Source organism: Kribbella catacumbae DSM 19601 (assembly GCF_000372465.1).
GTDB classification, from domain to species: domain Bacteria; phylum Actinomycetota; class Actinomycetes; order Propionibacteriales; family Kribbellaceae; genus Kribbella; species Kribbella catacumbae.
Window position 1 is genome coordinate 18993 of sequence record NZ_AQUZ01000033.1, and the last position, 23347, is coordinate 42339.

General features: G+C 68.4%; 22 protein-coding genes. 14 read left to right on the forward strand and 8 right to left on the reverse strand.

Annotated features, from left to right (window positions below):
- Positions 1 to 15 precede the first annotated feature (15 nt).
- The gene (gene metF / locus A3ES_RS0128885) at positions 16 to 963 is read right to left on the reverse strand and encodes a methylenetetrahydrofolate reductase [NAD(P)H] (protein WP_020390331.1); all 948 of its coding nucleotides are present in this window, start codon (positions 961 to 963) and stop codon (positions 16 to 18) included.
- Between the two features lie 57 nt (positions 964 to 1020).
- Here metF and A3ES_RS0128890 point away from each other — a divergent pair, with 57 nt between their 5' ends.
- Both A3ES_RS0128890 and A3ES_RS0128895 read left to right on the forward strand, forming a co-directional pair.
- The gene (locus A3ES_RS0128890; RefSeq protein ID WP_020390332.1) at positions 1021 to 2091 is read left to right on the forward strand and encodes a polyprenyl synthetase family protein; all 1071 of its coding nucleotides are present in this window, start codon (positions 1021 to 1023) and stop codon (positions 2089 to 2091) included.
- A 10-nt stretch (positions 2092 to 2101) separates the two neighbouring features.
- Positions 2102 to 2794, forward strand: coding sequence for a YqjF family protein (locus A3ES_RS0128895; RefSeq protein WP_020390333.1), 693 nt, complete (start codon positions 2102 to 2104; stop codon positions 2792 to 2794).
- Here A3ES_RS0128895 and A3ES_RS0128900 read toward each other — a convergent pair.
- Genes A3ES_RS0128900 through thiE form a run of 3 tightly spaced genes read right to left on the reverse strand, consistent with a single transcriptional unit; the run spans position 2772 to position 4293 of the window.
- Positions 2772 to 3200: a barstar family protein gene (locus A3ES_RS0128900; RefSeq protein ID WP_020390334.1), complete on the reverse strand. Its 429-nt coding sequence runs from the start codon at positions 3198 to 3200 to the stop codon at positions 2772 to 2774. The genes A3ES_RS0128895 and A3ES_RS0128900 overlap by 23 nt on opposite strands.
- The gene (locus tag A3ES_RS0128905) at positions 3197 to 3631 is read right to left on the reverse strand and encodes a guanyl-specific ribonuclease (RefSeq protein WP_020390335.1); all 435 of its coding nucleotides are present in this window, start codon (positions 3629 to 3631) and stop codon (positions 3197 to 3199) included. Before A3ES_RS0128905 ends, A3ES_RS0128900 begins: the two co-directional genes overlap by 4 nt.
- Positions 3625 to 4293, reverse strand: a complete 669-nt coding sequence (thiE, locus tag A3ES_RS0128910; protein WP_020390336.1) for a thiamine phosphate synthase — start codon at positions 4291 to 4293, stop codon at positions 3625 to 3627. The genes A3ES_RS0128905 and thiE overlap by 7 nt, the downstream gene beginning before the upstream one ends.
- 42 nt (positions 4294 to 4335) lie before the next feature.
- On the opposite strand from thiE, the gene thiO reads away from it, so the two are divergent.
- The 7 genes from thiO to A3ES_RS0128945 all read left to right on the forward strand — a co-directional run bounded on the left by thiO (position 4336) and on the right by A3ES_RS0128945 (position 12207).
- Positions 4336 to 5490, forward strand: coding sequence for a glycine oxidase ThiO (thiO, locus tag A3ES_RS0128915; protein WP_020390337.1), 1155 nt, complete (start codon positions 4336 to 4338; stop codon positions 5488 to 5490).
- Entirely contained in the window at positions 5487 to 5687 is a 201-nt protein-coding gene (thiS, locus tag A3ES_RS0128920) for a sulfur carrier protein ThiS (RefSeq protein WP_020390338.1), read from the forward strand. Before thiO ends, thiS begins: the two co-directional genes overlap by 4 nt.
- Positions 5688 to 5697: 10 nt before the next feature.
- On the forward strand, positions 5698 to 6474 hold the full coding sequence (locus A3ES_RS0128925) for a thiazole synthase (protein ID WP_020390339.1): 777 nt from the start codon (positions 5698 to 5700) through the stop codon (positions 6472 to 6474).
- Between the two features lie 241 nt (positions 6475 to 6715).
- The gene (locus A3ES_RS0128930) at positions 6716 to 7705 is read left to right on the forward strand and encodes a lytic transglycosylase (RefSeq protein ID WP_020390340.1); all 990 of its coding nucleotides are present in this window, start codon (positions 6716 to 6718) and stop codon (positions 7703 to 7705) included.
- 108 nt (positions 7706 to 7813) lie between these two features.
- On the forward strand, positions 7814 to 9781 hold the full coding sequence (pknB, locus tag A3ES_RS0128935) for a Stk1 family PASTA domain-containing Ser/Thr kinase (RefSeq protein ID WP_020390341.1): 1968 nt from the start codon (positions 7814 to 7816) through the stop codon (positions 9779 to 9781).
- Positions 9782 to 10016: 235 nt separating this feature from the next.
- Positions 10017 to 10898, forward strand: coding sequence for a DMT family transporter (locus A3ES_RS0128940; RefSeq protein ID WP_026163298.1), 882 nt, complete (start codon positions 10017 to 10019; stop codon positions 10896 to 10898).
- A 25-nt stretch (positions 10899 to 10923) separates the two neighbouring features.
- The gene (locus tag A3ES_RS0128945; RefSeq protein ID WP_020390343.1) at positions 10924 to 12207 is read left to right on the forward strand and encodes a glycoside hydrolase family 15 protein; all 1284 of its coding nucleotides are present in this window, start codon (positions 10924 to 10926) and stop codon (positions 12205 to 12207) included.
- On the opposite strand, the gene A3ES_RS0128950 is transcribed toward A3ES_RS0128945, so the two are convergent.
- Both A3ES_RS0128950 and A3ES_RS0128955 read right to left on the reverse strand, forming a co-directional pair.
- Positions 12204 to 13277 carry a glycoside hydrolase family 172 protein gene (locus A3ES_RS0128950; protein ID WP_020390344.1) on the reverse strand — a complete coding sequence of 358 codons (1074 nt, stop codon included), beginning with the start codon at positions 13275 to 13277 and terminating at the stop codon, positions 12204 to 12206. The genes A3ES_RS0128945 and A3ES_RS0128950 overlap by 4 nt on opposite strands.
- An 88-nt stretch (positions 13278 to 13365) precedes the next feature.
- The gene (locus A3ES_RS0128955; RefSeq protein WP_040455816.1) at positions 13366 to 13893 is read right to left on the reverse strand and encodes a hypothetical protein; all 528 of its coding nucleotides are present in this window, start codon (positions 13891 to 13893) and stop codon (positions 13366 to 13368) included.
- 187 nt (positions 13894 to 14080) lie between these two features.
- Between A3ES_RS0128955 and A3ES_RS0128960 the strand changes: the two genes are divergently transcribed.
- From A3ES_RS0128960 to A3ES_RS0128975, 4 genes are all read left to right on the forward strand, one after another.
- Positions 14081 to 14707, forward strand: a complete 627-nt coding sequence (locus tag A3ES_RS0128960; protein WP_020390346.1) for a polyprenyl synthetase family protein — start codon at positions 14081 to 14083, stop codon at positions 14705 to 14707.
- On the forward strand, positions 14704 to 16632 hold the full coding sequence (locus tag A3ES_RS0128965; RefSeq protein WP_157630796.1) for an FAD-dependent monooxygenase: 1929 nt from the start codon (positions 14704 to 14706) through the stop codon (positions 16630 to 16632). The genes A3ES_RS0128960 and A3ES_RS0128965 overlap by 4 nt, the downstream gene beginning before the upstream one ends.
- Before the next feature lie 132 nt (positions 16633 to 16764).
- Entirely contained in the window at positions 16765 to 19866 is a 3102-nt protein-coding gene (locus A3ES_RS0128970; RefSeq protein ID WP_026163300.1) for a DPP IV N-terminal domain-containing protein, read from the forward strand.
- 13 nt (positions 19867 to 19879) lie between these two features.
- On the forward strand, positions 19880 to 20716 hold the full coding sequence (locus A3ES_RS0128975; RefSeq protein ID WP_026163301.1) for a GNAT family N-acetyltransferase: 837 nt from the start codon (positions 19880 to 19882) through the stop codon (positions 20714 to 20716).
- 13 nt (positions 20717 to 20729) lie between these two features.
- Here A3ES_RS0128975 and A3ES_RS0128980 read toward each other — a convergent pair whose 3' ends face one another.
- Positions 20730 to 21677 carry a helix-turn-helix transcriptional regulator gene (locus tag A3ES_RS0128980; RefSeq protein ID WP_020390349.1) on the reverse strand — a complete coding sequence of 316 codons (948 nt, stop codon included), beginning with the start codon at positions 21675 to 21677 and terminating at the stop codon, positions 20730 to 20732.
- Positions 21678 to 21739: 62 nt separating this feature from the next.
- On the opposite strand from A3ES_RS0128980, the gene A3ES_RS0128985 reads away from it, so the two are divergent.
- Positions 21740 to 22285: a DinB family protein gene (locus A3ES_RS0128985; protein WP_020390350.1), complete on the forward strand. Its 546-nt coding sequence runs from the start codon at positions 21740 to 21742 to the stop codon at positions 22283 to 22285.
- Positions 22286 to 22291: 6 nt separating this feature from the next.
- Here A3ES_RS0128985 and A3ES_RS0128990 read toward each other — a convergent pair whose 3' ends face one another.
- Entirely contained in the window at positions 22292 to 23269 is a 978-nt protein-coding gene (locus A3ES_RS0128990; RefSeq protein WP_020390351.1) for a ribose-phosphate diphosphokinase, read from the reverse strand.
- Between the last annotated feature and the right edge of the window lie 78 nt (positions 23270 to 23347).

A 23347-nucleotide genomic window follows, 5' to 3' on the forward strand; every position in this document is an offset into this window, starting at 1 on the left:
GGCCCAGGATAGGGCTTAGACCCGATCGGGGCGGTGGGGCGGGGAAGGTATAAGAACAGCTGACTGCAGGTTGCGGTACACCTGACGCGTCGCCGTGGATCGGTTCAAGGTGATGAAGTGGATCCCCGGCGCGCCACCGGCGAGCAGCTTGTCGGACAGCTCGCTGGCGACCTCGATGCCGACGGCCCGGACCGCGGCCGGATCGTCCGCGACCGCCTCCAGCCGGTCGGTGACCAGCTTCGGCAACGCCATCCCGGTCAGCTCGGCCATCCGCTCGATCTGCTTGATGTTCGTCACCGGCATGACGCCCGGCAGGATCGGGATGTCGCAGCCGAGCGCCGTCGCCCGGTCGACCAGCCGGAAGTAGTCGTCCGCGCCGAAGAACATCTGGGTGATCGCATAGTCGGCCCCGGCCGCCGCCTTGGCCGCGAGCACCTGGGCGTCGGCCTCGAAGTCCGTCGCCTCCGGGTGCTTGTCGGGGAAGGCCGCGACGCCGACACAGAAGTCGCCGAGCTCGCGGACCAGCTCGACCAGCTCGACCGCGTGGTTCAGTCCCTCGGGATGCGCGACCCACGGCCGCGACGGACCGCCCGGCGGGTCGCCCCGCAGAGCGAGCACGTTGCGCACCCCGGCACCGGCGTACGCGCCGATCACCGAACGCAGCTCGTCGCGCGAGTGCGACACGCAGGTCAGGTGCCCGAGCGGCGTCAGCGAGGTGTCCTGGGCGACCCGCTCGGTGACCCGGATGGTGCCGTCACGAGTCGTGCCGCCGGCGCCGTACGTGATCGAGACGAAGGTGGGGCGCAGTTGCTCGATCTCACGGATCGAGCGCCACAGCACCTCCTCGGCCTCGGGCGTCTTCGGCGGGAAGAACTCGAACGAGAAGGACGGCTCACCGGTCGACAGCAGTTCACGGATCGTCGGCGTACTGCCGGGGAGCGTGGACGGGAGACCGGTTGCCATGCCGTCAAGGCTACCGGGGCGTGGGCGCCGGCGTCGGGACCGACTACTCTCCGAGACGTGTATGCCGACGCAGACATCCCAACCGAGATCCAGCACGCTCTGACCAGCTTCCTGGACACCCAGCAGGAGCGGCTCGCCGCGATCGGACCGGAGCTCGCGGAGCAGGTCCACGCCGCGCGGGACGCGACCAGCGGCGGCAAACGGCTGCGTCCCTCCTTCTGCTACTGGGGCTTCCGCGCCGCGGGCGGCGATCCGCGGCAGCCGATCCTGAAGGCGGCTGCGAGCCTGGAGATGCTGCACGTCAGCGCACTCGTGCACGACGACGTAATGGACTCCTCCGACGTGCGCCGGGGCGCCCCGGCCGCCCACCGGCGTTTCGAGGCGCTGCAGCGAGCCCGGTCGGAGAAGAGCGGCAGCGGCGGCGACCCGGTCGGCTTCGGCATCGGCGCGGCCATCCTGCTCGGCGACCTGTGCCTGATCTGGGCCGACGAGATGATGCACACGTCCGGTTTCGACGCCGCCGCGCTGGCCAGTGCGTCCAAGTTCTTCGACGCCGTCCGGGTAGAGGTGATTGCCGGGCAGTACCTCGACCTGGTGGCGCAGGCCTCGGGTGAGGCCGACATGGACCGGGCCCTGCGCGTACTGCGGTACAAGTCGGCCACCTATACCGTCGAGCGCCCGCTGCATATCGGCGCAGCTCTCGGTGGCGGCGGGCAGCACCTGATCGACTCGCTGTCGTCGTACGGGCTGCCGTTGGGTGAGGCGTTCCAGTTGCGGGACGACCTGCTCGGGGTGTTCGGCGATCCGGCGCTGACCGGGAAGCCGGCCGGCGACGACCTGCGCGAAGGCAAGCGGACGGTCCTCACGGCGTACGCCGTCGAGCACGCGTCGGAGGTGCAGCTGATCGAGTTCGACCGGCTCTTCGGGCGGCCCGATCTGGACGACGACGAGATCCAGTTGCTCCGCGAGATCCTCCAGGACAGCCGCGCGGTACAGGCTTGCGAGGACCTGATCACCGAACGCACCGAGGACGCCCTCGACGCTCTCGACCGCTCCCCCATCGACGACGAGACCTCTCGCAAGGCACTCGCCGACCTCGCCATTGCGGCCACCGCCCGGCACCTCTGAAACTGTAGGTATGTGGCCACAAGCGCCTGAGCTGTCCCGGCCTCGGATCCTCCGGCAGAGCTGGCGCGATCTGTCCTTCATCCATTGGGCAGTCGAGCCGGCAAGCGTCGCGCACTCCTTCCCGGCCGGTACTGAGCCCGACACGTTCGAGGGACGAACGTACGTCGGGATGGTGCCGTTCCGGATGGTCTTGCTCGGCGAGTTCCTGGAGACCAACATCCGGCTGTACTCCGTCGACAGCACCGGCCGGCGAGGCGTGGTGTTCCTCAGCCTCGACGCGAGCCGCCTAGCGGTCGTGGCAGCGGCCCGGAGCGTCTTCGGCATCCCCTACCGCTGGGCACGCATGCAGCACCACCAGCAAGGCAACCACCACACCTACACCTCCCTACTGCGTTGGCCTGGCGTCACGGCCAGCAGCAAGATCGAGACGCGTGTCGGCGAGCAACTCGAGCCCGGGCCGCTGGAGCACTTCCTGACCGCCCGTTGGGGTCTACACCTCAGCAGAGCCGGGCGGACGTGGTACCTGCCCAACGAGCACCCCGCTTGGGTCCTCCACCACGCAGAGCTCCACAGCTTCGAAGACCAAGGCCTACTCGCCTCTGTCGGGCTGGGCGAGCTCAGCGGCCGCCCACCCGACCACGTGGCCTTCAGTGCCGGAGTACCGGCTTGGTTTGGCCTGCCTAGAGGACCGGTACCTCGGTGACGAGGGCCGGCACGTCGTCGGCCTCGCGGAGGAAGACCCGTAGCTGACCGGACTCGTTGGCGTCCTCGGTGAAGATCTGCAGGGCTACGTCGACCGTGTCGTGGTCGTGGTCGAGCAGCTCGCGCCAGCCCTCCCAGAGCACCACCTCGGGCTCGCCGGTCGACCTGTCGCTCAGTGAGTCGGCCAGAGCATCCCAGTTCCGCCCGAACCAGCGCGGCAGGTCGAAGGCGGTCGCACAGACGTCGAGCAGGCCCGCCTTGTCGTGCACGCCGGTCGTGTCGAGCAGAACGAAGTTCCAGCCGGCCGTGGCCACGCTGCGGCGTACCTGGTCGACGGTGAGCTTGGAGTTCCACCGGTACACGCCGGGGCGCAGGCCAGCGCTCAGCAGCGTGCTCAGGTCAGTCATCCGCCGGTCCCCCCGTCCGCCTGGATCCGGCGGAACGACTTGTAGTGATCGTCGGTGTAATAACGCTCTTCACCCTTCCCCGTCACGATCCGGCGGGCGCCGCGATCCTTCTCGCCGGGGGTCTTCACGGTGAACTCGCGGTAGTAGCCCCGGTCCTGCTTGGGCAGGATCTTCTCGAAGTTGCCGAACACGGCTCCGTCCCGGCTGTACGGGTACGGCCCGCCCTTGCCGATCAATTCGAGCGTCTGCCGGGCCTCCTTGGGAAGGTCGGCCACGGGCACATAGGCAAGTCCGCTGACCGGATCCTTGGTCGGCGCCGCCGCGGCGGGCTTCGAAGCGCCGCAGCCGAACAGCGAGGCGGCGAGAGTGATCACGAGCATCGCGATCAGCACGGCGGCGACGATCCGGGCCGCCTTCGGGTTGTTCAACATCCGGCGGCTCGCAGTCGCCTGCTGAACTCCCCCGCCGCTGCGGCCGGGTCGTCCGCCTCAGTGATAGCCCGTACTACGACCACTCGGCTCGCGCCGGCTTCGACTACCTGATCCAGCCGGTCGAGGTCGATCCCGCCGATCGCGAACCACGGCTTCACCGGGTGCCGGCTGGCGGCGTACGAGACTAGCTCCAGCCCGGCGGCGCTGCGGCCGGGCTTGGTCGGGGTCTCCCAGGTCGGGCCGACGCAGAAGTAGTCCGAGCCCTGCTCATCGACGGCGGCGTTCACCTGGCTGAAGGTGTGAGTGGAGCGGCCTATCACCGGCTCCATCCCAGTGATAGCCCGTGCCGCCCGCACTGGCAGGTCGCGCTGGCCGAGATGCAGGATGTCGGCTCCAGCGGCGAAGGCGATGTCCGCGCGGTCGTTGACGGCCAGGAGCTTGCCGTGCCGCCTACAGGCGTCCGCGAACACCTCTAGGGCCGCCAGTTCGTCGGCGGCCTCCAGGTCCTTCTGCCGCAGTTGCACGATGTCGACGCCACCACCCAGGGCGGCATCCAGGAACTGCACCAGGTCGCCCTGCTTCTCCCGTGCGTCCGTGCACAGGTAGAGGTAGGCGTCGGCAAGTCGGTCACGCAGTCCAGCGTCAGCGGTGTGCTCAGTCACAGGCCCAGCCTGCCATGTAGCAAGCGTCGTAGTCTTGGCGCCATGGCTGAGCGAACCTGCGATGTCGTCATCATCGGTGCGGGGCTGATCGGCCTCGCGACCGCCTGGCGACTCGCTGTAGACGGTATCCAGGTGACGGTATGTGACCCGACACCCGGCAGCCAGACCTCTTCGGTGGCTGCCGGCATGCTCGCTCCCGTCACCGAGGTCGAGTACGGCGAAGACGCCCTGCTGGCGCTCAATCTGGCCAGCGTGGCCGCCTGGCCCGGCTTCGCCGAGGAGCTGGAAGCCCTCACCGGCCAGTCCGCCGGGCTCAACCGCACCGGAACTCTCTCAGTCGCGTACGACGTCGACGATGCGACCGCGATCCGCCGGCTGGCCGACTACCAGCGAAGGCTCGGCCTGGAGGTCGAGGAGCTGTCCGGCCGCGAGGCCCGCAAGCGCGAGCCCCTGCTCGCGGCCGGCGTCACTGCCGGTGTCTGGGTGCCCGGTGACCACTCCGTGGACAACCGCCAAGCCGTCGCGACCCTCCTGCGCGCCGCGGAGCTGACAGGGGTGCAGCTAGTCCGCCAACGCGTCAGCCGAGTCCTGGTGACCGGCACTACGGCCGTCGGGGTCGAACTGGAAGACGGGTCGGCCATCCACGCCGGCCAGGTCATCGCAGCAGCCGGTCCCTGGTCAGGACAGCTGGAGGGCGTCCCGGCAGAGCTGCGGGTGCCCGTCCGGCCTCTAAAGGGCGAGGTCCTGCGGCTCCGCGTGCCTGAGGCCTACCGACCGGCGCTCAGCCACACGGTGCGGGCGACAGCGCGTGGCTTCGCCGTCTACCTGGTCCCCCGGCCGGGCGGCGAGCTAGTGGTCGGGGCGACCACATCAGAGCTCGGCTACGACACCCGCGTGCTCGCTGGCGGAGTGTTCGCGCTCCTGCGGGATGCCCGGATGATCCTGCCGATCACCGACGAGCTGGAGCTGGTCGAGGCCGTAGCTGGGCTACGACCGGCCACCCCCGACAACGCACCGATCCTGGGCCCCTCCGGCCTCGACGGCCTGCTGTGGGCAACCGGGCACTACCGCAACGGAGTACTGCTGACGCCTATCACTGCCCAAGTCATTGCCGAGACAGTGCAGACCGGCGTCCTTCCCTCAGTGGCGGCACCGTTCCAAGCGAGCCGCTTCGCCGAAGTTAAGGTCAAGCTATGAACGTGCTCGTTAACGGCAGTACCGAGCAAATCGAGGCAGGAACGACGGTCGCCGATGTGGTCGAGCGCTGGGCGCGCAGCCCGGTGGGTGTGGCAGTGGCAGTGAATGAGGCCGTAGTGACCCGGACAGAGTGGCCCGGGACAACGCTGGCCGAAGGCGACCGGGTGGAGATCCTCACCGCGGTCCAGGGCGGTTGAGGAGAGACATATGAGTGACGACACCCTGGTGATCGCCGGTCGCGAGCTGACGTCCCGGCTGGTGATGGGGACGGGCGGTGCGCCGAGCCTCGAAGTACTGGAGGAAGCGCTGGTCGCGTCCGGTACGCAGCTGACCACCGTGGCGCTCCGGCGGCTCGACCCGACACAGCAGGGGTCTGTCCTCGACGTGCTCCGCAAGCACGACATCGCAGTACTGCCGAACACTGCCGGCTGTTTCACCGCTGGTGAGGCCGTACTGACTGCTCGGCTGGCCCGGGAGGCTTTGCAGACCGATCTGATCAAGCTCGAGGTGGTTGCGGACGACCACACCCTGCTGCCCGACCCGGTGGAGCTTCTGGACGCTGCTGAGACATTGGCCGCCGATGGGTTCTCAGTGCTTGCCTACACCAACGACGACCCGATCCTGGCTCGCCGGCTGGAGCAGGTCGGCTGCGTTGCCGTGATGCCGCTCGGTTCCCCGATCGGCTCCGGCCTGGGCATCCGCAACCCGCACAACATCAGCATGATCGTCGAAGCCGCCAACGTACCGATCGTGCTCGACGCCGGCATCGGTACGGCGAGTGACGCTGCCCTGGCGATGGAGCTGGGCTGCGACGCCGTGCTGCTCGCTACTGCCGTCACCCGGGCCGAGCGGCCGGCCCTGATGGCTGCCGCGATGCGCGATGCCGTGACGGCCGGCCGGAACGCTCGCCTGGCCGGGCGGATCCCGCGCCGGTACCACTCCGCCCAGGCCTCGTCACCACTGGACGGACGCGCCGATCTCTAGCGGTTAGGTGCCCTGAGCACCAGTTGCCGGTGGCAATCGACCGGCCCGGATCGCCAATGACTGAACGTGTTCCGTGAGCGCTTGATCGCGGCGCGTCGAACGATTGTGAACCACAACCGTGTAGTTCAGCCTTAAATTGTAAACATTGGGTTACAGCCGTAACAACTGACCCATCCGCACCTGTTGTCACATCTGTACCACCACTTACCGTCAAGGGACGTTCACACGGGGAGATGGAAAGATGAGCAACACGTGGCGAAAGGTCCTACGGGTAGCGACCGGGTTTTCGGTCCCGCTGATCGCGGCGGGGGTGATCACCGCCGGGTCGCCGGGCTTCGGCCAGTACAAGGTGAAGGACGGCGACACGCTCAGCCGCATCGCGACGGCGTACGGGACGGACGTCAGAACGCTCGTCGCGCTGAACCAGCTCCCGGGCAACGGCAACGCGATCTACGCCGGCGAGGTGCTCAAACTTCCGGGCAAGGCCCCGAAGCACGGCAAGACCACTCCGGCCCGGCGCTCCCAGCTCGGCCGCGTCACCTACGTGGTCAAGCCGGGTGACACGATCGGCAGGCTCGCCAAGCGGTTCCACTGCTCGCAGGCCAACCTGCTGGCCGCCAACGGGATGCGGGCCAGGGATCACATCTACGTCGGCAAGCCGATCCTGGTCCCGGTCAAGATCCACCAGAAGCCGGTCGCCAAGAAGCCGACCAAGAGCAAGGGCAAGAAGAAGAACAACACCTTCGCCGGGCGCACGTACGCCGACCACATCGTCTCGGCAGCGGACAGAAATCGCGCCGTGCTGCGGAAGCGCAACCTGCCGACCCGGACCCAGATGCGGTCGATGATCATCGCCACGGCCAAGCGGCACGGCGTCGACCCGGAGCTGGCGCTGGCCATCTCCTGGCAGGAATCCGGCTGGAAGCAGCGGGTCGTCTCCCCCGCCAACGCCGTCGGCGCGATGCAGGTGATCCCGTCGACCGGCAAGTTCGTCTCGAGCCTGGTCGGCCGCAAACTCGACCTGCTCAAGCCGCAGGACAACGTCACAGCCGGTGTCGTCCTGCTCAGCCGGCTCACCCGCGCGGCCCAGCTCGACATCGCGGTGGCCGGCTACTACCAGGGCCTGGGCGGCGTCCGGCGGAACGGGATGTACCCCGACACGAAGCTGTACGTGAAGAGTGTCCTACGCCTCAAAGCACAGTTCGAGAAGGGCTGGAATCCGGTCGGCTGAGCCTGGAATCCGGTCGGCTAGGCCGGAAGCGGCGCGGCGACGGAGCCGCTGCCTTGCGCCTTATTTACACTCTCAGAGCAGACAGCTTCGAGAGGCGGCTCACCGCACGTGACGGATGACGTAGACACCCAGGTCGGCGACCGCCTTGCCGGGCGAGTGCTCGACGGCCGGTACCGGGTGGGCTCGCGCGTCGCCAAGGGCGGCATGGCGACCGTCTACGAGGCGCTCGACATGCGGCTCGATCGCATCATCGCGCTCAAGGTGATGCACCTCGGGCTGGGCGACGACGCCGAGTTCGGCCGCCGGTTCGTCGCCGAGGCCCGGGCCGCCGCCAAGCTCTCGCACCCCAACGTGGTCGCGGTCTTCGACCAGGGCGATGACAACGGCACGCTGTTCCTGGCGATGGAATACGTACCGGGCCGCACGCTGCGTGACGTCATCCGCCAGCAGTCGCCGCTGCCACCCGCGCGGGCGCTGAACCTGCTCGCGCCCGTCCTCTCCGCGCTCTCGGCCGCCCACGACGCGGGCATCGTGCACCGCGACATCAAGCCCGAGAACGTACTCATCTCCAACGACGGCACCGTCAAGGTCGCCGACTTCGGCCTCGCCCGCGCGGTCACCACGACCGGCAACACGGCGACTCAGGGCCTGCTGATGGGCACGGTCTCCTACCTCGCCCCCGAGCTCGTCACCGACGGTAGCGCCGATGCACGCTCCGACGTCTACTCGGCCGGGATCCTCCTGTACGAGCTGCTCACCGGCAGCAAGCCCCACAGCGGCGACACACCCATCCAGGTCGCCTACGCCCACGTCCACGCCGACGTACCGCCGCCTTCGCAACTCGTACCGGGCATCCCGCCGTACGTCGATGCGCTGGTGCAGCGGGCGACGGCGCGGGATCGCGATCTCCGCCCGGCCGACGCGCGGGTGTTCAGCCGTCAGGTGCACCGGGTGCGCAGCGCGATCGAGGAAGGTCTCCCGGACGATCCTGAGCTGACCGGCGATCTGACCATCCCGATCAAGCAGATCCGCGAGGAGAACGAGTACGACGACGGCTATGCCCGCGGCCATGGGTACGTGGAGCAGCAGCCTCGCAACGACACGATTGTCGTACCGTTCGAGCCGCAGTCCTCGCTGTTGCGGCCTGCTGCATCAGCTGCTCCTCCTAGGCCAGTGGTCCGGCAACAGCAACGGCGAGGGCGCGGGCTGATCGCTCTGTTCGCAGTACTGGCGCTGGCGATCGGTGTCGGCTCGGCGGCGTGGTTCTACGGCGTACACCGCTACACCTCCACTCCCCTGCTGGTGAACATGACCGCGGCCCAGGCGAGCACCAAGGCCACCGAGGCCGGGCTGACGACGACGCTGGCCAACCAGGACTTCTCGGAGACGGTGGCGAAGGGCGACGTCATGAAGACCGACCCCGAGCCAGGCGCCCGGATCCGCAAGAACGGCGAGGTCGCGCTCACGATCTCCAAGGGTCCTGAGCGGTACCGCGTACCGCAGCTCGCTGGGCTTGACGAGGAGGCCGCCAGGCGTGCGTTGGAGTCGATCAAGCTTGTCGTCGGCCAGGTCAGCCAGTCGTACAGCGAGACCGTGCCGACGGGTCGGGTGATCGTCTTCTCACCGAGGTTCGACTCGGTGATGAAGCCCGGCGACGCGGTCAACCTGGCGATCAGCAAGGGCCAGAAGCCGATCGCCGTACCGGACCTGACCGGCAAGCCGGTCCGCGAGGCGACCAGGACGCTCAAGAAAGCCGGCTTCACTGTCGGCCGCACCGACCAGTTCGACGAGAAGGTCCCCGAGGGCTGGGTCATCAGCCAGACGCCGAACAACGGCACGCTGTTCGCCAAGGACAAGATCCAGCTGGTCGTCTCGAAGGGCCCGGCGCTGCGCGAAGTACCCAACGTCCGCAGCAAGAAGCTCGCCGAAGCCCAGAAGATCCTCACCGACGCCGGCTTCAAGGTGAAGGTCGAGAAAGCCCCCTTCAACCTCGGCCTCAACCTGGTAGCCGGCCAAAACCCAGCCGCCGGCCAAAAAGCCAAACCCGGCACCACGGTTATCGTCACGGTGCTCTAACTACCCCCACACCACCTCGCCGCGCGCTCCTACTGGGTCAGCTCCGGCGACGTGGCCCTCGCCGAACCCCGCACGCGTCTTTGAGCACCGGCCAGTCGGCCTACTCGTGAGTAGATGGCTGGCCGGTGCCCAAGGTGGGCATGCGGTCGGGATGGAGCGATCCGCGAGGCAGGGTGGGGAGTTCCTCCGGCTGGGCGATTGCTGGGAAGTGTCAGGGGTCTGAGAGGCTTTGCGCGTGAATCGGTCGCGTGTTGCTGTGTTGGCCTTGCTTGCGGTGGCGGCGGCTTGGGGGTCTACGTTTTTTCTGACCAAGGACTTGCTGGACCGGATGGACGTCGCCGACTACCTGGCGTTGCGGTTCGCGATCGCTACGGTGGCGTTGATCCTCATTCACCCGCCGGCGATCTCCAAGCTCAGCCGGCTGGATCGTGGCCGGGGTGTTGCCCTCGGCATCACGTACGGCGTCGCGCAGCTCGTGCAGACCGAGGGGCTGCGGCATACCTCGGCGAGTGTGTCCGGGTTCGTCACCGGTATGTACGTCGTTTTCACCCCGCTGCTCGCAGCCGTCATCCTGCGCCACAAGATCGGCCGCTGGGCCTGGGTCGCGGTCGTCCTCGCCACCGTCGGTCTCGGCGTACTGTCTCTGCGTGGTTTCAGCATGGGCACGGGCGAGCTCCTGACGCTCGCGGCCGCGGGGCTGTATGCACTGCACATCATCGGCCTCGGTGCCTGGTCGACTCCATCGAACGCGTTCGGGCTGTCGGCGTTGCAGATGGTCGTGATCACCGCGGTCTGCGCGGTCGGCGCCGTCCCCGGTGGCTTCTCGCTGCCCACCGGTGCGGGAGACTGGATCGCGGTGGTCTACATGGCGTTGGTCGCGGGGGCGCTCGCGTTGATGGTGCAGACCTGGGCACAGGCACACCTGACGCCGACCCGGGCGGCGATCGCGATGACGATGGAGCCGGTGTTCGCGTCCGCGTTCGCCGTACTCTTCGGGGCGGAGAGTGTGACCGCGCGGATGCTGATCGGTGGTGCACTGGTGATGTCGGCGATGTATCTGGTCGAGCTGGCACCACGGCGGAAGTTCGAGGCCGAGGTCCAGCATCTCGGGCAGTGACGGTCTTCAAGAGGGGAGGGATCGGATGCGGGACGACAGCGCACGGCGCGTGCGGTGGTTCCCGTACGCCGTGATCGCGGTCCTGCTCGCCGTGCTGGCCGCCGGTACCGCGGTGAACCTCGACCGCAACCCGCAACCCCAACTCGTTGCCGAGGGCATCACCGGGCGCTCGGGACCGACCGTGATCGAGACGCCGACCAACTCGGCCGACCTGGCCCGGCCGGAGCTGATCCGCGACGCGCTGGCCGATCTGGACGCGCTCACCCTGCCGGACGGCGCGACGCTGGCCGGCTGGGACGGGCCGTGGCGATTCGTCTGGCCGCGGGACGCGTCGTTCGTCGCGGCCGCGCGCTGCTCGGTCGGTCAGTACGCCGAGGCCGACAAGGTGCTCGAATTCCTCAACAAGATAAGGCCGGCCGCGGGTCGCTGGGCCGCCCGGTACTCCGCTCCGGATGGCACCGAGCCCCAAGACGGCCGCCACCCCCAACTCGACGGCTCGGGCTGGGTCCTGTGGGCCACCTGGTTCTGCGCCGAAACCCGTGCCAAGACGGACGGGCGGACTGGCGCTGAGGCGGTCGGACGCTCGACCGGCACCCCGCTGGCGGAGTACTGGCCGATGGTGCGGGAGTCGGGCGACCAGATCGTCAAAGAACTCGGTGAAGACGATCTCCCCGCGCCGTCGCCCGACTACTGGGAACGCCCGGAGTCGAAGGTCACGCTGGGCACCATCGCACCGCTCATCACCGGGCTGCGGTCCGGCCTGGCGATCGCGTCCGCGCTGAACCGCAGTGCCGAGGTCGCCTCCTGGCAGGACGCGCTCAGAAGGTTGTCGGCGGCAACCGATCGGGAGTTCGGACCCGACTACCCGCGCACCCCCGCGGAAGCGGTCAGCTTCGTCGACCCAGGCGTCGAACCAATCGGTCTGCAAGGTGGCGCCGACGCGATCGTGACGATCCTCGGGCCGCCCTTCGCCCCCGCCCGCGACGCCGTGACGAAGGCGATCGAGCGGACCCGCGACGTGCTCACCCAGCCCAACGGCGGAGTCACGCCAGGCGAGCAGTGGCGCACCGACGGAGTCGCCTGGACCCCACAGACCGCCCTGTTCGCGCTGAGTGCCGCCGCGCGCGGCGACCGCAGTACGGCAGAGGACCTGCTGGCCTGGCTCAACACCCATCGCACTGCCACCGGCTCCTTGCCGGAGAAGGTCAACCGCGACCTCAAGCCAGCAGGCGAAGCGCCACTGGCCTGGACTACGGCGCTGGTGGTCCTCACCGCCTCGGCACTGGACCACCCGCTACCGATCCCTTAGCAAATCTCCATCACGTCATGCGTCGGCGCTTCCGGCCGCGCAGTACTGGTCGCAGTGGAGTAGAAGAACGCAGTCGACGCGATGTCGTCCTGCAGCGGCAGGTAGCGACCACCGGAGCGCCAGCCGAGTGCCTGTACGTCGACCCGCAGCTTCGTGCGGAAGCGAATCGGGTCAGGCAGGTGGAACCGGTACATCCCGAACCGCTGCTGGCTCTGGTACTGCCCATCCGGCCGGATCACCTGCGGCAGCCCGAGGTACGGCGTACTGAACTCCGTGTAGCCGCCACGGTTCTCGCCGAGGTCGAAGTTCCAGGCACCGCCGAAGTAGTCCTCCGTGCCCGTGCCACAGATCGTCGGGAACTCCTCGTCGTCGTCCACGTAGAACTTGACCTCCCCCTCACCCCACCAGCCGGAGCTGTTCACACCCCAGGCCAGGTAGGTGCCGACATAGTGCCCCGGACCCTCGACACCATCGAGCAGGGTGTGGACCGTCTTCGAACGCAGCGGGTTGCTCCGGCGCCACTGCGTGTGCAGGTACGCCGATCCCTCCGCGACCGCGCCCAGCCAGTAGTCCACCTGGAAGTACACGACCACCGACTCGTCATGCGTGTTCTCCAGCGTCAGCTGGGCCTGCGAGCGGAACGGCATCTCCCAGTAGCAGTTGAAGCCGCCATTGGGGTTCACGGCGACCGGCAGCGAGTTCACCTGGGCGAACCGCCCCCAGCCGGAGCAGAAGAAGTCCCCCACCGGCGCCTCGATCGCCGGTGACTCGTCGCCGTCCCAGTGGCCGCGGAGGACCAGGCGGCGCCAGTTGTCGCTGTGGGTGGTGAGCCAGATGTGGGTGATGCAGCCCGGTCCGGCGATGTCCGCGAGCGTCACGGTCTCCCCCACGGCGATCTCGATCGACGGCGAGACCTTCCAGCCGACCCCCAGGTCGCGGGCGGCGTGCGCGCCGGTTCCCTCGGTCCGCCGACCGCCCTGGCCGGGCTCGCCGGTCGGGTTCTCGGCGCTGATGGAGCGGGTCTGGACATCGACGACGGCGCTGATTCCGGACAGGTTCGGAAGAGTCATGCCGCCGAGCCTAGGGTCCGGAACCGGCCATGAGGAGGGTTGGAAATCGATTTCTCACACTGTGGTCACGATGCTAGTGCCCTGATGATCAGCAGGGGCGGATCTCGGCGTCGAGGCCGTGCACGAAGGACAGGCAGGCCCACGGGCGGCCCTGGTCCTTCTTGGCGCGGATGATCAGCGGGTAGGCGTCGGCCTGGCGAACCTCGGGGGTGCGATCGGTCTTGAGCGAGCCGATCGCACCACCGCGGGTCTCAGCGGCGGCCTCCACGTCGGCGACCGTGACGGCACTGCTGGCCCGCCGGTTCGCGGCGGCCAGGGCGTCATCGGCGACTGCGAGGGCGAACTTGATCTCCGGCGGCTCGGACCAGGTGGTCGACGTGACCGGGAAGACCAGCCCGAACATCAACAGCCCGACGAACGCGATGATCGGCCGCGCCTTCCGCCCCTGGCCGGTCCACAGCACTCCAGCGCAGCAGAATGCGAGAAAGAGCGTGATGCCACGCAGGAGCCAGTGCCGATCCAGCCAGCTGTCCACCGCGAGCGCGGCGGCCAGCGCGATCACCAGACAGATCACAGCGGCGGCAATCGCCCGGAGCGGCGGCGACACAGATTTCATGCGCCGACGATAGAGGCCGCCCGTCCACAGCGGCCAACCCGGTCTCCCCCGCGGTGACCGGTTGACCTTTCAAGGATGTTCGAAGCGTTTGGTCCCACGAAAGCACCGGGAATAGAGTCGCGGCACCGCACAGCTGGCCGCCGCCCCGGAGCTGATCCCGCAGGCACCCATCGAAGGGGCTACTGACTTGCTGACCAAGGAAACTCCCACAGACTTCAGTGCCCAGGTCTCCGCGCGGATGCTGGAGCTGGCCGCCGCGCTGCCCTCGTCCTCCCAGCAGGTCGTCGTCTCGCCCACGGGCGAAGACTTACGCCGTACTCTCGTCGAAGCCTGCGCCGGCCACGCACCGAGCGCCGCGCTGCCACCTGTCGTCACGCTGTTCGCGGTCCGCGTCGCCTCGATCGTCGAGTTGCTGCACCTGGCGTCCTTGCTGCCCGACGACAGCCAGGCGGTCTTCGGACTGGCCGCCAAAGAGGCAGCCGAGCTCGGCGGAGCGGTCAAGCGGGCGGTCGCTGCCACAGCGGCCGACCTCAAGCGCGGAGAGCTGGTGCAGCAGAGGACCGGACAGCTCTTCCGGCTGGCTTGCGTTCTCGGCGGCCAGCTCGCGGGGCGGAGCGAGGCCGACCTCGAAGTACTGGGGCGGTTCGGGATGGATCTTGGGGCTGCCTTCCAGAGCCTCGACGAGACCTCGGACCTGGAGGAAGCCCGCGACTGCTTCCGGCGTGCGCTCGCCCAGCTGGACGAGCTGAGCGATCAGCGGGTGCGGGAACGGATCGTCGGCATCGCCCAGACGGAATGGTCCAGGCTGCAGTGAGGGCACCCACTCCCGACGTACTGGTGATCGGTGGTGGCCCGGCGGGCACCGTTACCGCCACCAGGCTGGCCGGGATGGGCGTCGAGGTGATGCTGGTCGACTCGGCTGCCGCCTTCCGGGCGCCGTACGACGTGGTCATCAGCGAGTCGACGATCAGCAGTCTCTCGCTCGAACTGCCTGCCCGGCCGGTGACCTCGTTGCGGTTGCGGTTCGATGACCGCGACTCACGGGTCGTGCCCGTTCCTGAGCTGTACAGCTGTGATCAGGCGATCTTCCGCGAGCGGCTGATCCAGGCCGCCATCGCCGCCGGCGTCACAGTGATCGGCGGTACGGCGACGCAGGACGCTGAGGCCCGCCTGATGGTCAAGGACTGCGACGGGGCGGTCGTCATGCCGAACGCGGCCCATCTCGTCCTCGCGACCGGTAGCTCGGGGCTGGGGTCCGTGACCTCACAAGCGGTTGGCTTCACGTATTCGCGGGTCATCTACGGTTCTGAGCCCAGCCCCGAGACGACGTTGTACTTCGCCACGCCACCAACGACGACCTCTGCGTGGGTACTCCGCGGGCCTGGCGACAGCTGCACCCTGACGATCACCGCCTCGAACGGGGAGAGGTCAGGCGAACAACTCTTCGCCGACACAGTGGCCGAGCTGGCGACTGTCGAGCCGTACTTCGCAGGCATCAGGGGTACCTGCCCGGGGATCGGGTCGTTCACGAACCTCGGCTTCAGCCCGCAGACCTGCCTGGACCAAGGCCGGATCCTGGTCGGTGACGCCGCCGGGCTGACGAACCCGTTCACCGGCGAGGGGATCAGCTACGCCGTGCAGAGCGGTGAGATCGCCGCGAGCTGCATCGCCGCGGCGCTGGACGACCCGGAGGGCGCAGCAGCGCAGTACCAGCAGGAGATGGCCCGGACCTTCGTCGGGTACTTCGAAACCTCTCAGCACGCCGACCATCGCTACCGGCTGGCCTGGCGCACGATGGCCGCCACGCTGACCGACGACAGCCCTTTCTTCGCCAAGGCTCGCCGCGCGATGATCCTGCCCGAGGGACCGCGGAAGGCCGGCAGCCGCCAATTGGTCGCTCGGTCGGACTCCGCGCTGGTCGAGGCGTTCACCGCCGCCTGCGACTCGCTGGAGGTCGCCGCCGTCCGTACGGAGTGGCCGTTCCTCGCCCGGCTGATGGCCTCCAACGAAGGGCCATTAGCCCATCAGCTCCGTCCGGCCGTGCCCTTCCTGGCCGCTGTTGTCGCCGGCGGATCACCACCGCCGGCTGCTGCAGCTCCAGTGGCTGCCGGCATCGAACTGGCGACGCTGGCGGTACTCGCCTCCGTCGGCTCACCTCAGGCACAGGACCAGGGAATCGACTGGCCCCGCGCCGCCACCGTCATGGCCGGCGACTTCCTGCTCAGCGTTGCGGGAGACCTGGTCGCCAGCGTCGGCGAGCCGTCGTTGTCCGGGGCGTTCGCCGACTGGGTCCGCGAACTCACCGCCCTCCGGGCCGGCCGGCTGCAGCCCGAAGGACTACTCCCTACGCCTGCGGCCGAGCTCTTCGGTGCGCTCTTCGAGTTCCCCTGCAGAGCCGGCGCCGAGCTGGCCGGGCTCCCGCCGAGCCAGGCGCGGCAACTCCGGGACCACGGCTACCACAGCGGTCAGGCGTTCCTCTTCGCCGAAGATCTGCGCGCCCTGCATGGGCGTCCCACCCGGCTCGACACCACTCTCGACAATCTGCTCCGCAGCGAAGTCTCGTCACTACCCGACCTGCTGCCTGGCGTGACCGCCGAGGCCGAGCTCGATCGCGATCTCGCCGACCGGCTCCTGCGCGAAGCCCTGGCCAACCAGGTAGCCCGGACAACTCTCAGCGGCCTACCCGATCGCTCGACCAGGATCCTGACCGCCTTCACGCAGGCCCTGGCCGAGGCCTGACCGATCGGGCTGCCGTTCGTCGCAGCGAATCAGCCGTTCACCGACGGGCACGCCGGACAGGGTCAAGGACGGTGGACGCTGCTGGCAGATTCGGGGTTGTCCCGCACCGCCCCGAAGGGATTGGAAACCGCTGTGGATCATTCTGAAGGCCCCGGCCCCTGGAGCGTCTCGCGACGCCGCGCCTTGCAACTGACCGGCGGTGTGGCCGCGGTCAGCGCCTTGCCGATCACCTCCGCCACTGCCGCGTCTCCTGCCACCAGTGGGCAGGCGGTGTTGACCGAGGGCACCAACTTCATGGTCTCGGTTTCGCCTGACGGGCAGTGGCTTGCCTTTGATCTGGTGACAGCCATCTGGGTGACGCCGGTCGCCGGTGGACGGTCGCGGCGGCTCACGGACGACTTGCAGGACGCGACCCGGCCGCGGTGGACGCCGGATGGCTCGAGCATCGTCTTTCAGTCCTATCGCGACGGCAACTTCCATCTGTGGTCGATCAGGCCCGACGGGTCCGGGCTGCGGCAGTTGACCACCGGGCGCTTCGACCATCGCGAACCCACCGTATCGCCGGACGGGAAGTCCGTGGTGTTCTCATCGGATCGCGGTAGCAGCGGCAGCTACGGGATCCATCGGCTCACGGTGAGCAGCGGCGCGATCGTCGCGGTGACCGACGATCCCAGCGAGGAGGCCGAGCCGGTCTACTCCCCCGACGGCAAGAAGCTTGCCTTCACCGTCGACGCGAGTTCCATCATCGAGCTCGACCTGACCACCGGCCAACGCCGTACCGCGGTGCCGGCGCGGACCGGGAGCAGCCTCTACGGGCCGGCCTATTCGCCGAGCGGGCAGCTCGCCTACGTTCGGCTGACCGGGCCGGCCAGCGAGCTCATGGTCGGCGACCAGGCGGTGACGACCGGCAAGGACGTCTTCGCAGTACCGCCCTCGTGGGCCTCTGCCGACACGATCTTCTACACAGCCGACGGGTTGGTACGGAAGCGCGCGGGCACCACAGACAGCCAGATTGCCTTCACCGCTGTCGTCCCGGTGACGTCTCGGCGGCCGCGGCCGAAGTCGCCGGACATCGAGTCGGTCAAACGCCGGCCGGTGTTCGGGATCGCCAGTCCGACGGTCTCGCCCGACGGCCGCTGGATCGCGTTCCGGGCCCTGAACGCTTTGTGGCTGGCGGCAACGAGTGGCCGGGGGCAACCACGCAAAATTGTTGCTGACGGCTACTTCAATTCCGACCCGGACTTCTCGCCGGACGGTACGAAGTTGCTCTACGCAAGCGATCGCGACGGGACCGCCGATCTCTGGTTGCACGATCTGGCGACCGGTGCCGACAGCAAGCTCTCGTCGTTGCCCGGGGCCCAGACCGCGCCGAGATACTCCCCCGACGGCCGGCAGGTCGCGTACCAGGATCAGGACGGAATCGCCTGGGTTCTCGACCTGGCGTCGGGTGAGGTCCGCCAGCTGACTCCGACACTGTTCCAGCCCGGCCGGGTGAGCTGGTCCGCCGACGGGCGCACGATCGTGCTCGCCGCCGTCAAGCCGTTCTCGAAGCGCTTCCGCGAAGGCACCAGCCAGCTCCTGTACGTCGATGTCGCGACGACCGCTCTCGAATACGTCGAGCCGATGCCGTTCCGCTCGCTGGCCACCAGAGGTGATGACGGCCCGGTCTTCTCCCCCGACGGCAAATGGCTCGCCTTCGTCGTCGAGAGCCTCCTGTACGTCGTACCGGTGGATGGCCGGGGGCGTTTCGCCGGCCAGCCGAGGGCGGTCACCTCGGAAGTCACCGACTCGCCCACCTGGCAGGACGGTCAGACGCTGCTCTACCTGCACAACGGACAGATACGGCGTACCGATGTGCGCGGGTCTCGGCCGCAGACGGTCAAGGTCGACCTGCACTGGCAACGCGCGACGGTGAACCAGCGTGTCACGATCCATGCCGGTGCTCTCTGGGACGGACGCGCCGAGGCGCTGCAGCCAGATGTCGACGTCGTCGTCGACGGCTCGAAGATCGTCGCGGTCCGGCCGCATCAGGGCAAGGCGGACATCGACGCGAGCGAGTTGACCGTGATGCCGGGCCTGATCGACGCGCACGTTCACTGGCACTTGCGGGGACGGGCCTGGGGCGCGCGGCAAGGGAACCTCTGGCTGGCGTACGGGGTCACGAGTACGCGCTCTCCCGGCGACCCCGTCTACCAGATGCAGGAGACCCGGGAAGCGCTCTCGCACGGGTCGCTGACCGGGCCGCGCTACTTCGCCACGGGTGAGGCGATCGACGGCTCGCGGGTCTTCTACAACTTCATGCGCCCGACGCTGTCGCTGCAGCAGCTCGGGCTGGAACTCGACCGGGTCGAAGGGCTCGCGTACGACTTGGTGAAGACCTATGTGCGGTTGCCGATCGAGTACCAGCGGCGGGCGATCGCGGCCGTTCATCGGCTCGGTCTGCAGTTGTCCTCGCACTACCTGTATCCGGCGGAGCATCTCGGCATGGACGGGATGGAGCACACCGGCGCGACCAACCGGCTGGGCTACTCGCACACCGTCAGCCGGCTCGGGCGCGCATATGCCGACGTCGTCACGCTCTTCACGAAGGCCGGGCTCTCGGTCACGCCCACCCTGTTCAACTCGACGATGGCGCACGTCGATGATCCGTCGCTGCTCACCGACCGGCGGACCACAACACTTTTCCCGGCCTGGGAGTACGCCGCGTTGCAGGCCGAGGTGACCACCGCGTCCGGGCCGGCTGGTGCGACCACGAGGGCTCTCCTGGCCGGCAACGTCGACATGGTGTTGCGGATCCACCGGGGTGGCGGCCTGGTGATCGCGGGCACGGACGCGCCACTCGACAACGTCGGCATCTCCCTGCACGCCAATCTGCGCTCGATGGTCGCAGGCGGCTTCACGCCGTACGAGGCCTTGACGACGGCGACTAGGAACCCGGCGAAATGGCTGGCCTTGGAGAACAAGCTGGGCGTCGTACGGGCTGGGGCACAGGCCGACTTGTCGTTCGTGCAAGGCAATCCGCTGGCGGACATCACCCACGCGGCAGCGGTTCAGCAAGTGATGGTCGCCGGGAAACTTCACACCATCGAGCAGCTACTCGCGCCTTTCGCCGTGACCAAAAAGGCCACGGCCGCAGGGCCGCAACCACTCACTCGCGAGAAGGCACACTCCCACGACCCGGAGTACTGGTGGCACGAGCCCGAATGGCTGCGCCGGTTGTGCTGTGAGGGCTGAATAAGCTCTCTGCATGAGCGACCTGGGGATCACGGCGGCTAGTGCGGAAGACCTTTTGACCATGCGGCAGTGGGCCGCCGACGAGGGATGGGACCCGGGGGTTTCGGACGTACTGGCTTTCGGTGCGGCCGACCCTTCGGGCTTCCTGATCGGCCGGCTGGACGGCGAGCCGATCGCTTGCTGTTCCGGCGTCCGCTACGGCAGCGACTTCGGCTTCCTCGGTTTCTACATCGCCCGGCCGGACATGCGCGGTCAGGGGTACGGGATTCAGCTCTGGCGCGCCGTGATGGAACACCTCGCTGGCCGGACGGTCGGGCTCGACGGCGTTGTCGACCAGCAGGACAACTACCGCAAGTCCGGGTTCGAGCGCACACACAATCACATCCGGTACTCCGGAACTCCCGCCGGTGAGGCGCCGACGGGGGTCGAGTTGGTCGATGCGCGAGCGGTGCCGTTCCGGCAGCTGGCCGATTACGACCGCCGGTTCTTTCCCGCCGAGCGGGATGCCTTTCTGTCGCTTTGGGTGAACCTGCCCGCGCACCGATCATTGGTGGCGATCCAGGACTGTCAGCTCGCGGGCTTCGGCGTACTGCGGCCGTCCGAGTCCGGTTCGCGGATCGGTCCGCTCTATGCGGCGACGGACGAGATCGCAGCGGCTGTGCTGGATGGGCTGGTGCGGCCGGGCGAGGAGGTGGCGATCGACGTACCGGATCTCAATGCGCCGGCTGTGAAGCTGGCTGAGCGGTTGGGGCTCGTGCCGACCTTCGAATGCGCGCGGATGTACGCGGGTCCGGCGCCGGTCGTCGACCAGGCCGGCATCTTCGCGACAACGACACTCGAACTCGGCTAGCGGTGCGGCGTTTTCAGTCGACGGCGGCCTTGATCAGGCGGTTGGCCAGGGTGCGGAGTGCCTCGCGGAGTTCGGGTGGGTTCAGGACCGCGAAGGGCACTTCGAGGGAGGCGAGGCGGTAGGCGTACCAGTCCGGGTCGTCGGTACTGCCGGTCAGGCGGGTGTGGGTTTCGTCGATCGGCTCGAGACGGCCCAGGTTGCGGGCGAGGGCGATGTCGGCGAGTGGGGCGTCGATCACCACCTCGACGGCGTACCGCCAGCCTTGGGCGAAGTGGTCCTGGATGGCGGTGACCGGGTCCAGGTTCTCGGGCGGAACGAACGTGTCGGCCAGCATCTCGGTCGTGGCGACGCGGTCGACCCGCAGTACTCGCTGGGCGTCCTTCGTGTGGGACCAGCAGAGCAGGTACCAGAGGCCGTGACGCACGGAGACCGCCCAGGGATCGACCTCCATCGTCGCCGTGTCGCGGTCTCCTCTGCGATAGCCGATGCGCAGCCGGCGACCCGCAGTACAGGCTCGGACGAGTGCGGCGGTCGTCTCCGGATCCGGGTAGGTGCCGTTCGCGGCCTGCGGCGGGGTGATCAGCCGGCGGAGCGACTCGGCCGGCTCGGCGACCGGCTTCGGCAGCACCCGGATGATCTTGTTGAGCGCGCTCCCGGCCGGATCCTCCGGGTCGGACGCCTGGTGGTGCCCTTCGAGCGCGGCCATCATCAGCCCGAGTGCTTCGGCGGTCGAGAACATCAGCGGGGGCAGCCGGAAACCCCGGCCGACGCGATACCCGCCGTACCGGCCTGGGGTGGACTCGATCGGGATGCCGGCCTCGCGGAGGATGCCGACGTACCGCCGCGCGGCCCGGTCGGTGACGCCAAGCCGGACGCCCAGCCGGTCGCCGGTGATGCCCGGGTTGTCCTGGATCAGCTCCAGCGCCAGCAGGGCCTTCGCTGTCGGGCTTAACTCGTCCACGCTCACAGTCAACCCGCATTCCCGGAAGCAATACGTCCGCATTCGAGACTAACCTGCTGCGCGTGACAGGACATGACCTCCCCCGCGAAGCACCGATCGCCGGCACCGAACTCGAAACCATGCTGGGCTCGCTGGAGCGGCAACGCGCGATCTTCATCTGGAAATGCGGAGGCCTGGACGCCGCCGGTCTCCAGGCTTCCCATCCGCCGTCGACGATGACGCTGGGCGGCCTGGTCAAGCACCTGGCTCTGGTGGAGGACGAGTACTTCACCCGGCGCCTGCTCGGCCACGAACTGGGCACGCCGTGGGATGCCGTGGACTGGGACGCCGACCCCGACTGGGAGTGGCACTCCGCCGCCGACGACACACCCGAGCAGCTCTACGCGCTATGGCAGGCCACCGTCGAGCGGTCCCGAGCAGCCGTCGCCGAAGTACTGCCGGACGGCGGGCTGGACCACCTCGCGCAGTACAAGACCCCACTTGGCGAGTCGCCCAGCCTGCGCCGGATCATGATCGACCTGATCGAGGAGTACGGCCGCCACGCAGGCCACGCCGACCTGATCCGGGAGACCGTCGACGGCCTGACCGGAGAGGACCCACCACGGTGACTCCTTCTAGAAGGGCAGCTTCGGCTGTGGTGGGCCGTGGGTCGGGTCGACGCCGTCGAAGAGGCTGCTGACGGATTCGCCGCCGTGGATGCGCTTGATTGCCTCAGCGAACAGGCCGGAGACCGAGCTGACCTGCAACTCGGGGAAGCCGTCCGGGCGCGGGACCGTGTCGGTGCTGATCACCTCGGTGATCGACGGGTGCGACCGCAGCCGCTCGACCGCCTTGCCGGCGAACAACCCATGGGTCGTCGCCACCGCGGCCTGAGTGCAGCCGAGGTCCTTCAGCCGGTCGAGCAGTTCGATGATCGACCCGCCAGTGGCGATCTCGTCGTCCAGGATGATCGCCTTCTTGCCGGCCACGTCGCCGACGATCGCGTCGATCACGACCTTGTCATCCGACAACCGCTGCTTGCTGCCGGCCGCGACCGGCAGGCCGAGCAGCCGCGCGAACTGGGTCGCTGTCTTCGCGTTGCCCAGGTCCGGGCTGACCACGACCGTGTCCGTGAGATCAGTACCGCGGAAGTGGTCGGCCAGTACGCCGATCGCCGTCAGGTGGTCGACCGGGACGGAGAAGAACCCATGCACCTGCGGCGCGTGCAACGTCATGGTGAGCACCCGGTCGACGCCCGCCGCGACCAGCAGATCGGCCACCAGCCGGCCACCGATCGAGATCCGTGAGGCGTCCTTCTTGTCCGAGCGCGCATACGCGTAGTGCGGCATCACCGCGGTGATCTGAGCGGCCGAGGCGCCCCGCGCGGCGTCGATCATCAGGAGCAGCTCCATCAGGTGCTCCTGGGTCGGCGGAACCAGCGGCTGGACGATGTACACATCCCGCTGGCGACAGTTCACCTGCAACTGGACTTGTAGGCAGTCATTGCTGAACCGGTGGATCTCCACCGGCGACAGCTCCACGCCGAGATCGGCACAGATCTGCTTGGCAAGGCTGGAATGGGCACTTCCGCTGAACACGACGATCTCTCGCACGGCTCTCCCCGAATGCTGCGACCCGACAGCGATGAGCCTACCTGCCGGCCTGCGAGCTCCAGCAGCCGGCAGGTGGCA